Source organism: Frigoribacterium sp. PvP032, from assembly GCF_017833035.1.
Lineage (GTDB): Bacteria > Actinomycetota > Actinomycetes > Actinomycetales > Microbacteriaceae > Frigoribacterium.
The window spans coordinates 280597-292394 of the sequence record NZ_JAFIBM010000001.1 but is presented as its reverse complement, the minus strand read 5'-3'; the positions used below and the strand labels follow the sequence as shown (position 1 = coordinate 292394).

The following is an 11798-nucleotide window of genomic DNA, read 5'->3' as shown; positions in this document are numbered from 1 at the left end:
CCGGTCGGTGAGGGCCGGCGGCCGGGAACGCGTCGCGAAGCGGGTCACCGTCGTCGCGGTGGCCGCGCTCGTCGCCGGGGTCGTGGCCGTCGGCATCCCCGCCAACGCGGCCTGGACCCTGCCCGACCTGCCGGAGAAGGACCAGGCGTCGTGGACGATGCCCCTCGACCAGTACGTCGGCGTCGGTGTCGTGCGCCTCAACTACGCGACCGAGCTGCTCATCCAGGACTGCATGGTCGACGCTGGCCACGACGACGCGATCGTGCCCTGGCGCGACGTCGACGCGGCCACGAACGCCACCGAGCGGCAGCCGCTCCGCGCCTTCGACCTGGCCGCGGCCCGTGCCCGCGGGTACCACGTGCCTCCCACCGTCGACGCGGGCGCCGACGCCTGGCGGGCCTTCGAGTACCGCGAGACCTCGCCGGACGAGGCGGCCGACCGCAGTACCTGCCTCGACCGCGCCTACCGGCAGCATCCCGAGCTGCTGACGGGCGCCTCCGCGTCGTCGAGCACCGGGTCGGTGGGCGACATCGCCATCCGGCTCAGCAACGCGGCGTTCCTCGAGGCGCGACAGGACTCGTCCGTGCGCCGGGCGGCCGACGCGTGGCACGCCTGCATGCTCGACCAGGGCGTCGGGGCCGGGCCCTGGGCCGACGACCTGCCGGACGACCCGGCGGACATGCCGACCACGCGGATGGCCGAGACCTTCACCTCGTACGACCCGGCGACGGCCGTCAGCGACGAGGAACGCGACCTGGCCGAGACCGACGCTGCCTGCCGCGCCGCCTCCGGGTACCTCGACGCGCTCTACGAGGCCGAGTGGCAGCAGCAGCTGACCGTGCCGCACGACTACGGCGAGCGCCTGGCCCAGATCGACACCGGACCCCTCGTCGCGGCCCAGCAGCTCGTCGACCGGACGATCGAGCAGCTCGGACCGGAGAGGCCGAAGGGGCTGTAGGCGCACCTCAGACGGCGCACCTCGTGAAGCGAGGATGCCTCGACCCTCCGACGGGGGGTTCCGAAACAGGTCGCGGAGTATGCATGATGGGGTACAGAGGACACTGACGGGGCGGGGGCTCCTGCCGGTCGGCTGACGCAGGTCAGCCGATCGGGGGACGGTCCGTCGGCCTGATCAGTGCGGCGAGCTCGCCGACGAGGCCGGCGGACCGCGGCGACAGGAACGACGGCAGCACGAACCGCATCATGTCCTGCAGCCGCTCGAAGACGTCCGCGTGCCCGGTGCTCAGGGCCGAGAAGGTCTGCACGCCGCTGAAGGCGCCGACGACGAAGCGCGCCGCCCGGTCGACGTCGAGGTCGTCGCGGAACGTCCCCTCCTCGACCGCGCGGCCCACGTGCCCCGCGGTCTCGCCGACCCAGGCGAGCGCGGAGGGCGCCCTGGTCGGCACCTCGCCGATGGACTCGGTCGAGAGCCGCAGGCCGGCGGCGACCATCGGCTCGGTCGAGAGCTGTGTCGCGAAGGAGGCGCACGCCAGCATCAGCGCACCGGCCGCGGACGGGGCGCTCGCGATCGCCAGCTCGGTCCAGGCCCTCGACAGCCGCTGCTGCTCGGCGACGACCGCCCCGGCCAGGTCGGCCTTCGACCGGAAGTGGAAGTAGAGGGCGCCCTTCGTGACGCCCGCCGCGTCCGTCACCTGGTCGAGCGACGTCTCGGCGTAGCCGCGGGCGAGGAACACCGAGGAGGCGCCCTGCAAGATGGCCGCCCGCGTCTCGCGGGCCCTGCGCTGCTGCGCCACGGTCGCCTCCTGCCCTCTGCTCGTCGCTCTCCCGTGGTCGGCGGGAGTCGGCGTCGGCAGCCGTGACGAGGATGACCCCAGGGTAGGGCCACGGGCGGTACGGCACCGTGACGGGCTGTCGCATCACGTTCCGAGCGTCGCGTCCCGTCGTGCCGGGACGTCGTGCTCGGAACCTGATGTGACAGCACCGCTGCCGGCGGCGGCTGCTGCGGCAACGGCACGCGCACCGCGTGGCGGGCGGCTCGCGAACAGCACCCCGGCGACGACGACGACCCCGGCGCAGACCTCCACGAGGTCGGGCACCTCGGCGAACGCCACCCACGACGCGAACACGCCGACCACGGGCACGAGCATCGAGAACGGCGCGACGGTGCTCGACGGGTACGCCGCGAGCAGGCGCGTCCACAGGCCGTAGCCGAGCACCGTCGCGACGAGCACCACGTAGAGCAGGCCGATCACCGACGGCAGCGCCGCGACCGTGAACGCCCCGGCCAGGCTGTCCCCGATGCGCTCGGGGCCCTCGACGGCCAGCGACAGGGCGAGCATCGGCACGGGCGGCACGACCGACATCCAGAGGGTGAGGCGCAGCGGGTCGGGGGCGGCGGCGCGACGGACGGCGACGTTGCCGAGTCCCCAGCCGATCGCCGCGCACAGCGTGAGGACGACGGGCAGCAGGGCCGCGACCTGCGACCGGTGCGCCGCGATCACCGCGAGCGCCAGCACGGCCACGCCGATGCCGATCGCCTGGCGCCGCGTGATGCGCTCGCGCAGCCAGATCGCCGCGATCACCACGGTCGCGGGCGCCGACGCCTGCAGCACGAGCGAGGCGAGCCCCGACGGCATGCCCGCGGCCATGCCGAGGTACAGGAACCCGAACTGGAGGATCCCGAGGCCGACGCCCACCATCAGCAGCCGCGACCAGGGGATCGCCGGCCGCGGCACGAACAGCAGGGTCGGCACCGCGAGCAGGGCGAAGCGCAGCGCCACCAGGAAGATCGGCGGGAAGTGGTCGAGCGCGAGCGCCGTCATCGGGAAGTTGACGCCCCAGCAGACCACGACGACTAGGGCGAGGAGGCGGTCGCGGGGGCTCATGGGACCACCCTGCCGGAGGTGCGGATGCAGGACCAGCGCAGGTCTCGTCATCGACGATGTAGCGTCCCTTCATGGAGATCCAGCACCTCGACCTGCTGCGCGAGCTCGCCGACCGCGGGAGCGTCACCGCGGTCGCCGCAGCGGTGCACCGCTCGCCCAGCGCGGTCTCGCAGCAGCTGAGGACGCTGCAGCGTCAGCTCGGCGTCGAGCTCGTGCGGCGGGCGGGACGCGGGGTGCAGCTGACGGACGCGGGGCAGGCGCTGGCCCGCGCCTCCGTGGCGGTGTCGACGGCGGTCGCCGAGGCGGAGGCCGCGCTCGAGGCGCACCGTGGCGGCCTGCTCGGCGTGGTGCGGCTGGCGCTGTTCCCGTCGGCGTCGGAGCTGCTGCTGCCCGGCCTGCTGGTCCGGATGCGGGAGCACGAGGGGATCGAGCTCGAGATCAGCGACCGCGACGTCTCGGAGGACGAGTTCGCACAGCTCACGGCCGACGTCGACGTGGTGATCGGGCACCGGTCCGACGGCGTCGTGCCGGCCGAGCACCCGGGGCTCACCGTCGTGCCGTTGCTCCGCGAGCCCCTCGAGGTCGCCCTGCCCCTCGACCACCCGCTGGCCGGACGCGAGCGGGTCTCCGTGGCCGACGTGATCGGCGAGCCCTGGGTCTGCGTGCCGGAGGGCTACCCGATCGACCGCGTGCTCGTGTCGATGGCGCTGCAGTCGGGGGTCGTGCCGCAGGTCGTGCACCGCACGGTGCACCTGCCCGTGATCGAGGCGATGGTGGCCGCCGGGCTCGGCGTGGCTCTGGTGCCCCGGCACACGTCGGCCGGGCGGGCGCCGGGGCGGTTCCGCCTCGCGACGCTCGACAGCGTGCGGGCCGGACGGCACGTCGAGGCGCTGATGCGGCCGGAGCGGGCGGCACGGCCCGTCGTGCAGACGGTCGTCGCGGAGATCGCGGCCGAGGCGCGGGCGACCGAGGCCGCCTCCGAGGAGGCGCGTCGCACCTCCTGAGGCCCGGTCGCGTCGCCGAGGAAGAGGGATGGCCCCCGGCTCACGGGAAACGAGTCGGGAGCCGTGCCGCCGGACGGGGACCGGCGCGACGAGCCGGGGCTCGCTGCCCTGAGGCTACGTCGCCGATCGACCCTGCGGAAGGGGCCTAGCGGACGCCCTTGGTGGCGAGGAAGGCGACCGGGTCGGTCGCGATGCCGCCGCGGCGGATCTCGAGGTGCAGGTGGCAGCCCGTCGAGCCGCCGGCGGTGCCGACGCCCGCGATGTTCTGGCCGGCCGAGACGGACTGGCCGTTGGCGACGTAGATGCCCGAGCGCTCCATGTGGCCGTAGGCGCTGCTGATGCCGTTGCCGTGGTCGATGATGATCAGGTTGCCGTAGCCGCCGGCCGCACCGGCGTAGGTCACGGTGCCCGCGGCGACCGAGTAGATCGCAGTGCCGCAGCTCGCGCCGAAGTCGGCGCCGGCGTGCAGCTTGTAGTCGCCCGTGATCGGGTGCACCCGGTAGCCGTAGGCCTGGTACGACGAGTACGAGCGGATGCCCGCGACCCAGCCGGTGCCGGGATCGGGCACGGAGGTGCCGGGCGAGCCGGGACCGGCCGGTCGTGACCCGCCACCGCCTCGGGGAGGTGCGGGTGCAGCTGCAGCTGCGGCTGCACGGGCGGCCGCAGCTGCGGCGGCGGCGTCCGCGGCTGCCTTGGCCTGGGCGGACGCGTAGGCCTGCTCGAGGCTGAGCCGGTCGTCCTGCAGGGCAGCGGCCTGTGCGGCCAGGGTCGCCTTCTCCTCGTCGACGGCGGCGACGTCGCGCTGGGCGGTGTCGCTCGCGGCCACGGCGGCGTCGAGGGCGTCGGAGGCCTCGTCAGCCAGCTTGTCGCGCTCGGCCAGGGCGACCGCGGCCTGGTCGGCCAGCGAGGTCGCCAGGTTCTCGGCCGAGACTGCCCGGTCGCGGAGCGCGCTGAGGTTCTCGCCGATCTTCGTCGACATGCTCAGGTCGCGCAGCACCTCCTCGGCACCCGCACCGGACGACATCAGGTCGCCCGTGAGCCCGCCGCTGCCCGGGCGGGCGAGCAGCGCCGCGGCCTGGCCGACCACGACCTGCGCCGCATCGGCGTCGGCCCGCGCGGCCTCGGCCTTCTGCTTCACCGTCTCGTACTCGCCGGTGGCCTCGTCGACGGCGAGCTGCGCCGTCGTCAGGGCGGCGCCCGCCTCGTCCGCGGCCGCCTGGGCGTCGGCGGCCCTGGACGAGGCCGCCTCGAGCGCGACCTGGATGTCGGCGAGCGCCGCCTCCTTCGCCTGCTCTGAGCCACGCGCGTCGAGCACCTGCTGCCAGCTCGGGCCGGCCGCCTGCGCCGGGGCCGGGGCTGCCAGCACCGGGACGGCCGCGAGGCCCACGACGAGCAGGGCGGCGACCGCGGCACGCGAGGCCGCTCGGGACGCGGTGCGGGAGGCGGCGGCCCGGAACGAGGGGGGAACAGCGGGCAGCGGGACGGACAGGGGGGCAGGGCGGCGGAGCATGGTTCTCGGTTCGTCGTGTGGCGGCGGCACGACCGGAGGCGGGCCGGTCGTGGTCACGCTGCTCGGGCGCGGCGGTCGGTCCACCCTAGCGACCACCTCCTCGGCGCACCTCCCCCAGTGCGTGGCACACGACACCTGTGGACTATCGAGCGCCTGTGGAGGAGGCTCGCGAAAGGCTCCGGGGACAGGCCGTGTCCCCCGAAGCGCCCCCTGCGCGCAGCCGCGCGGCGTGCTGTCATGGAGGTCCACCATCGTCGGGGCCCTCCCCACGGCGCCCGGGAACGGGATCGATGCCGCACCTGACGCCGCACCTCCTGCGCACCGCCCTCGGCCTGACCGTCGTCGCCGCCGCCCTCGGCCTGGCCGGCTGCACGTCCGCCGACCGCGACGACGCAGGCCCGAGCCCGACGACCAGCCCGACCGACGACGCGAACGGCACGACGTCGCCCGAGCCGTCCCCTGCCCCCACCTCGACCGCCGACGCCGCCCCCCGGCCCTTCGGCGCGATCACCCCCGACTCGATCCGCTCCGCCCCCAACACCCTCGTCTTCGACGGCGGGCTGGCCACCGAGCCGAACTCCCTCGCCGCCCGCGCCGCCGAGCGCCTCACCGCCCGCGGCGACGACGACGCCGCCCGTGCCGCCGAGCTGATCGCCGAGCGCCCCGTCGCGCTCTGGCTCGGCGACGGGCACGACGACGCCGCCCTCGTCGACGAGATCACCGACTACCTCGTCGCCGCCGAGCTGCAGGACGCGACCCCCGTCTTCGTCACCTACGCCATCCCCGACCGGGACTGTGGCAACTACTCCGCCGGAGGACTCGCGGCCGACGACTACCCCGCCTGGAACCAGCTCGTCGCCGACACCCTCCGCGGCCACCGCGCGGTCGTGATCGTCGAGCCCGACTCGCTCGGCATGCTGACGCGCTGCCCCGACCTCGCCGAGGAGCGCCTCCCCCTCATCCGCGAGTCGGTCGCAGCGTTCGCCGACGCCGGGGTGCCCGCCTACCTCGACGGCGGCAACTCGAACTGGGTGCCCGCACGCGAGATGGCCGAGCGCCTCGAGCAGGCCGGCGTCGAGCGCGCCCGCGGCTTCTACACGAACGTCGCGAGCTTCTACCCGGTCGACGACGAGCGCGCCTACGCCGAGCGGGTCAGCGAGCTCACCGGTGACAGCCGGTACGTCATCGACGTCTCGCGCAACGGCCAGGGCTGGCGCGGCACCTGGTGCAACCCCGAGGGAGCCGGCCTCGGCCAGGACCCGCACGTCACCGGCGGCAGCAAGGGCCTCGACGCGTTCCTGTGGGTGAAGACGCCCGGCATCAGCGACGGCACCTGCAACGGCGGGCCGCCCGCGGGCGAGTGGTGGGCGTCGTTCGCCGAGGGTCTGGTCGAGCGCCGCAGCGAGTAGCCCGAGATGCAGCCCCAGGAGGCGCGGGCCGGGACCGCGGGAGGCGCGTCAGCGGCTGCGCAGCAGCTCCAGGAACTCGTCGGCCATGGCCAGCTGCCGCTCGAGTCGGGCCCGGCGCTCGACGGCGTCCGCGATGAAGGCGTCGAGACGGGCGCGGGTGTCGGGCGCCCCGCCTCCTTCACCGTCGGCACCGGCAGCAGTCAGCGCATCGACGACCCGCAGCAGCTCGGCCATCTCGTCGAGGGAGAAGCCCAGCGGCTTCATGCGTCGGATGACCATCAGCCGCGAGAAGTCGGCGTCCGTGTAGAGGCGGAACCCGCCGTCGCTGCGGCCCGAGGGGGTGAGCAGCCCGACCTCGTCGTAGTGCCGGATCGTGCGCAGCGACATCTCGGCACGGTCGGCGAGCTCGCCGATCTGCATCATCGGTGCGTCGACGTCCGTCATCGTCACTGGCCCATCTCTACCCTCACGTGAGGGTAGGGTCGATCACACGGCAGTGTCGCCGGTCCCCCGATCTTCCCACCACCCCCACCCGGAGCACGCCGTGACCGCCGATACCCCCCAGCCCCGCGCCGTCGCGCCCGCTCGTCCCGACGACAGCGTGCGTGCGGTGCTCCTCTCGCCACGCCTCCTCACCAGGGAGGCGCTGGCCGGCATCGTCACCACCCTCGCCCTCGTGCCCGAGGTGATCTCGTTCTCGGTCATCGCCGGCGTCGACCCGATGGTCAGCCTGGTCGCGTCGGTCGTGCTCGCCGTGGTGATGTCGCTGCTCGGCGGCCGACCCGCGATGGTGACCGCCGCAGCGGGCTCGGTCGCCCTCGTGATCGCGCCGCTCGTGCGCACCCACGGCGTCGAGTACGTGCTGCCGACCGTGCTGCTGGCCGGCGTCATCCAGATCGTCTTCGGCACCGCCGGCCTCGCCCGCCTCATGCGGTTCATCCCGCGCTCGGTGATGATCGGCTTCGTCAACGCGCTCGGCATCCTGATCTTCGTCGCGCAGGTGCCGCACCTGATCGACGTGCCGTGGATCGTCTACCCGCTCTTCGCGCTGACGATCGCGATCGTCGTGCTGCTGCCGCGGTTCACGACCGTCGTCCCGGCACCGCTCGTGGCGATCGTGGTCGTGACCGTGATCGTCGTGGCCGCGGGCCTGACCGACGTGCACACCGTCGGCGACGAGGGACCGATGGGAGGCGGCCTGCCGGGACTCACCCCGTGGCTGGTGCCCTTCAGCCCGGAGACCCTCGGCATCATCCTGCCCACGGCGCTCAGCGTCGCGTTCGTCGGCCTGATGGAGACGCTGCTCACCGCGAAGCTCGTCGACGACATCACGGAGACGCCCTCGCACAAGGGCAAGGAGTCGTGGGCCCTCGGCGTCGCGAACATCGCCGCGGGCGCCTACGGTGGCATCGCGGGCTGCGCCATGATCGGCCAGACCGTCGTCAACGTGAAGATCGGCCGCGCGCGGACCCGGGTCTCGACCCTCGCCGCCGGCCTGTTCCTGCTGCTGCTGGTCACCGGGCTCAGCTCGGTGATGGCGCGGATCCCGATGGTCGCCCTCGCCGCCGTGATGATGGTGGTCGCGATCACGACCGTCGACTGGCACAGCGTCCGGCCGTCGACGCTGAGGCGCATGCCCGTGCCGGAGACACTGGTCATGGTGGTCACGGTGGGGGTCGTCGTCGCGACGAACAACCTCGCGATCGGGGTCGCCGTCGGCGTGCTGCTCGCCATGGTGCTTTTCGCCCGGCGCATCGCGCACGTCATCCGGGTCGAGCGGACCGTCGAGGTGCCTGCGGACAGCGAGAGCTCGGCGGCCGCTGCCGGGCGAGTCCGCTACGACGTCGTCGGCCCGCTGTTCTTCGGCAGCAGCAACGACCTCGTCGAGCACTTCTCCTACGCCGACGACGCCGACGACGCGGCGCACGGCGCGACCGTCCTCGTCGACCTGAGCCGCGCCTCCGTGTGGGACGCCTCGAGCGTCGCGGCGCTCGACTCGGTCGAGGCCAAGTTCGCCGCACACGGCCTGGACGTCGAGTTCGTCGGCCTCGACGAGCGCAGCGGCTCGTTCCACGGTCGCCTCACGGGCCAGCTCGGCGGCTGAGGCTGCCGCGTGCTGCCGCGTGCTGCCCGCACCCGTCGAACCCGCGCGCACCCCGCGGCGCGCACGAGGGTGCGCGCGGGTCCAGCGGGTCCGGGCGAGCGGCGAGCGGCGAGCCGCGCGCTAGGCGCCGATGCGCACGAAGTGGTGCGGGGAGTCCCAGATCGGCCGCACGCTGACGAACCCGCCGGGCTTCGGCGCGTCGAGGATCATCCCGTTGCCCGCGTAGATGCCGTCGTGGGCGAGGTTGTCGAAGACGACGAGGTCGCCGGGCACCGCCTCGGCGGCCGAGACGCGCGTGCCCTCGGTGTCCTGGGTGGGCACGTAGTGCGTCAACTTCACGCCGAACTGCGCGTAGACGAAGGTGATCAGGCCCGAGCAGTCGAACTTGGTCGGGTCCTCGCCGCCGTGCACGTAGGGCGTGCCGATGTACTGCATCGCGACGGCGAGCACCTGGCTGCGGTCGAGGGTGTCGTAGAGCGGGTCGGCCAGGTAGGAGGCGGTCGTCCGGCCGTCCCACTCGCTCGAGCTGGCCGCCGTGTGGTTCTGCAGCAGCTGGGTCTGGGCGTCGATCATCGACGTCGCCGAGTACTGGTCGCGCTCGACGTCGTCCGAGACGACCGTCGCGTCGACGGAGAGGTGCTGCTGGCCGCTCGCGGAGGCGGCGGCCGAGTAGCCCGAGCCGCCCGCGGCGGCCTGCGCCTGCTGGTCGGACCCGGCGATGAGCGGCAGCGTGCCGCTGGCGGCGAAGCCCGCGAGGGCGGCGACGACGGAGACCTTCTTGACGATCCCGACGAGGCGGCGCGAGACGGGGGCAGGGGCCGACGGCCGGTCGGAACGCGCTTCACGACGTGCCAGCGCGAGGACCCCTCGGCGCTCGACACGGGCCGACAGCGCGGCTCGAGCAGCTCGACGGCCGCTCAGCCCCGGCACCGTCACGACGGCGGCCTCGGCTGCGGCGACGGACGCGTCCACCAGCGCCTCGGGCTGCACGAACGAGGCCCGGCAGCTCTGCGGCAGCACGGCGGCCTCGGCCCGACGACGACCTCGGGGACGCAGCAGCGGGGCGGCGTCTCCGCCTCGTCCGTGCGCGTCGTGACCTGACGGGCTCGGGGAGGCGGTGGTCGTCACGCGGGCGGTCCTCACGGTAGGTCGGTCAGGAGGGAACGTTCGACTGTATCGCGCTTCGTCCCCCGAGCCGAGTCCGCTCCCAGGTTCATCCGGGTCAGCGGCGGCGGGTGAGACGTCTCACCCGTCGCCCCGCCGCCTCCTCAGCTCGCGGCGCAGCGCGCGCCGTTCGCGCCAGGTCGGCGGGGCTGGCGGGACTGCTGCGGCGCGGGCCGCACGGCGCTCCTCGCGACGCTCGCGCCACCTCCTGAGCTCGTCGTCGACGTCGCGGGTGGGGGTCACGACGGGAGGTCCGCCGGTCAGCTGGCGCCGCGCCTCCACGATCCGGGCGTTGAAGTCGTCGAGGTGGGAGCGCACGGCGGCCTCGGTGCCGAGACCGTCGAGGACGTCGTCGAGCTGCTGGTGCTCGGTGCGGAGCGAGAGCGCAGGAGGCGCCAGGCCGGTGAGCCCCTCCCTCTCGATCAGGCCGCGGATCCACCAGTCGGGGTCCACCGTGCCGCCGGCGAGGCCGGGCAGCGGCTTGCCTGCCAGGGGCAGGTCGTCGAACTCGCCGCGCTGCACCGCGAGGTCGATCGCGGTGCGGGCCCAGGCGCGCATCTCGGCGGCGGTGCGGGTGTCGCGCGGGGCGTCGTCGGGCGGCCGCTCTCCCTCGGCCCGGTAGCGCGCGGCGGCGACGCGCGGGTCGCTCCGCGGCTGGTCGCTGCGTGCCGAGTCGCCCCGGGCCGCCGGGGCGCCCTCCTCTCCAGACATGCCGTCGAGGGTACGCCGCGCCCGCCGAGCCGGACGGGCTAGAGGTCGCGCACGGTCACGACCGTGCGCAGCGCCGCGATCGCGTCCGGGTCGCCCGAGCCCAGCCCGTGCCGGGTGACGTTCAGCGCGCCGGCCGCCGTCCCCGTGACCACCGCCTCCTCGAGTCCGCCGCCCGCGGCGAGCACGGCCGCGACGCCAGCGGTGAGCGAGTCGCCGGCGCCGCGGGTGTCGACGACCTGCATCGACGGGACGCTCACCTCGAACACCCGCGCACCCGGCCCGTCGAGCACGAAGGTGGGCAGGTCCGAGCAGGTGACGACCACCGACGACGCGCCGCGCAGCCGCAGGTCGCGCATCGCCTCGACGATCTGCTCGGGGGTGCTCCCGGTGATCAGCCCGTCGGCGAGGAGCTCTTGGTCGCTGACCTTGAGCACGTCCACGCCTCCCTCGAGCACTGCCTCCAGCCGCTCGCCGGACAGGTCGGCGACGACGACCCGGTCGACCGCGCCCAGGTCCGCGGCGAGGCGTCGGTAGACGTCGGCGGGAAGGGTGTCGTCGCCGACCGGTCCGCTGAGCAGCGTGACGTCCGACTCGAGACCTGCCCGCAGGGCCAGCCCGTACAGCTCGTCGACGTCGTGTCGCGTGAGCTCGTCGCCGGCGGTCTCGACGAGCTCGTCCCGTTCGCCGTCGCGTCGGTCGTGCACGTAGGCAGCGCCGCGGCCGTCCCGGCGCACCGAGAGCAGCGGCACGCCCTCGTCGTCGCAGAGGTGCCCCACGATCGCGCCCGTCTCGCCGACGAGCGCGGCGACCACGACGACCTCGGCCCCGAGCGTCTGCAGCATGCGGGCCTGCCAGAGCCCCTGACCGCCCGCGTGGACGTGCACGTCGGCACCGGCGCCGTGGTCCTCGACGGTGACCGTGAGCACGGGGGAAGGGGCGAAGACGGCGACTCGGCCTGTCATGGTGGTCCGTTCTGTGGGGCCCCGCGGGTGCGACGGCTGACAGGCAGAACGAACCACGTGGTGCGGTGCGCGGCTCCCAGCACTCTCC

The 11798-nt window shown here is 74.3% G+C and carries 11 protein-coding genes; 4 read left to right on the top strand and 7 right to left on the bottom strand.

The annotated features are described in order from the left end of the window. The first annotated feature begins 7 nt into the window (after positions 1–7). Positions 8–958: a hypothetical protein gene (locus tag JOE35_RS01350; RefSeq protein ID WP_209559480.1), complete on the top strand. Its 951-nt coding sequence runs from the start codon at positions 8–10 to the stop codon at positions 956–958. Positions 959–1100: 142 nt separating this feature from the next. Here the strand turns inward: JOE35_RS01350 and JOE35_RS01345 are convergent, their stop codons facing one another. Both JOE35_RS01345 and JOE35_RS01340 read right to left on the bottom strand, forming a co-directional pair. Next, entirely contained in the window at positions 1101–1754 is a 654-nt protein-coding gene (locus tag JOE35_RS01345) for a ScbR family autoregulator-binding transcription factor (protein ID WP_209559479.1), read from the bottom strand. 123 nt (positions 1755–1877) lie between these two features. Continuing rightward, entirely contained in the window at positions 1878–2846 is a 969-nt protein-coding gene (locus JOE35_RS01340) for an EamA family transporter (RefSeq protein ID WP_209559478.1), read from the bottom strand. Between the two features lie 71 nt (positions 2847–2917). Between JOE35_RS01340 and JOE35_RS01335 the strand changes: the two genes are divergently transcribed. After that, a complete protein-coding gene (locus JOE35_RS01335; RefSeq protein WP_209559477.1) occupies positions 2918–3850 on the top strand; it encodes a LysR family transcriptional regulator in 933 nt (310 codons plus the stop codon). A gap of 145 nt (positions 3851–3995) precedes the next feature. On the opposite strand, the gene JOE35_RS01330 is transcribed toward JOE35_RS01335, so the two are convergent. After that, positions 3996–5360, bottom strand: coding sequence for a M23 family metallopeptidase (locus JOE35_RS01330; protein WP_209559476.1), 1365 nt, complete (start codon positions 5358–5360; stop codon positions 3996–3998). A gap of 290 nt (positions 5361–5650) precedes the next feature. Between JOE35_RS01330 and JOE35_RS01325 the strand changes: the two genes are divergently transcribed. After that, complete coding sequence (locus tag JOE35_RS01325) at positions 5651–6769, top strand: glycoside hydrolase family 6 protein (RefSeq protein WP_209559475.1); 1119 nt, start codon at positions 5651–5653, stop codon at positions 6767–6769. Positions 6770–6817: 48 nt separating this feature from the next. On the opposite strand, the gene JOE35_RS01320 is transcribed toward JOE35_RS01325, so the two are convergent. Continuing rightward, positions 6818–7213: a MerR family transcriptional regulator gene (locus JOE35_RS01320; protein ID WP_209561800.1), complete on the bottom strand. Its 396-nt coding sequence runs from the start codon at positions 7211–7213 to the stop codon at positions 6818–6820. 100 nt (positions 7214–7313) lie between these two features. On the opposite strand from JOE35_RS01320, the gene JOE35_RS01315 reads away from it, so the two are divergent. Continuing rightward, the gene (locus JOE35_RS01315) at positions 7314–8873 is read left to right on the top strand and encodes a SulP family inorganic anion transporter (RefSeq protein WP_209559474.1); all 1560 of its coding nucleotides are present in this window, start codon (positions 7314–7316) and stop codon (positions 8871–8873) included. A gap of 120 nt (positions 8874–8993) precedes the next feature. On the opposite strand, the gene JOE35_RS15970 is transcribed toward JOE35_RS01315, so the two are convergent. From JOE35_RS15970 to JOE35_RS01300, 3 genes are all read right to left on the bottom strand, one after another. After that, complete coding sequence (locus JOE35_RS15970; protein ID WP_209559473.1) at positions 8994–10001, bottom strand: C40 family peptidase; 1008 nt, start codon at positions 9999–10001, stop codon at positions 8994–8996. A 117-nt stretch (positions 10002–10118) separates the two neighbouring features. Next, a complete protein-coding gene (locus JOE35_RS01305; protein WP_209559472.1) occupies positions 10119–10748 on the bottom strand; it encodes a DUF1992 domain-containing protein in 630 nt (209 codons plus the stop codon). Positions 10749–10786: 38 nt separating this feature from the next. Next, positions 10787–11710 (bottom strand): PfkB family carbohydrate kinase, encoded by a 924-nt coding sequence (locus tag JOE35_RS01300; protein WP_209559471.1) that lies wholly within the window; start codon positions 11708–11710, stop codon positions 10787–10789. Positions 11711–11798: the final 88 nt, after the last annotated feature.

Coding starts and splice junctions, on each gene's coding strand:
- JOE35_RS01340 (WP_209559478.1), bottom strand. CDS start 2,846: ATGAGCCCCCGCGACCGCCTCCTCGCCCTAGTCGTCGTGGTCTGCTGG.
- JOE35_RS01335 (WP_209559477.1), top strand. CDS start 2,918: ATGGAGATCCAGCACCTCGACCTGCTGCGCGAGCTCGCCGACCGCGGG.
- JOE35_RS01330 (WP_209559476.1), bottom strand. CDS start 5,360: ATGCTCCGCCGCCCTGCCCCCCTGTCCGTCCCGCTGCCCGCTGTTCCC.
- JOE35_RS01325 (WP_209559475.1), top strand. CDS start 5,651: ATGCCGCACCTGACGCCGCACCTCCTGCGCACCGCCCTCGGCCTGACC.
- JOE35_RS01320 (WP_209561800.1), bottom strand. CDS start 7,213: ATGACGGACGTCGACGCACCGATGATGCAGATCGGCGAGCTCGCCGAC.
- JOE35_RS01305 (WP_209559472.1), bottom strand. CDS start 10,748: ATGTCTGGAGAGGAGGGCGCCCCGGCGGCCCGGGGCGACTCGGCACGC.
- JOE35_RS01300 (WP_209559471.1), bottom strand. CDS start 11,710: ATGACAGGCCGAGTCGCCGTCTTCGCCCCTTCCCCCGTGCTCACGGTC.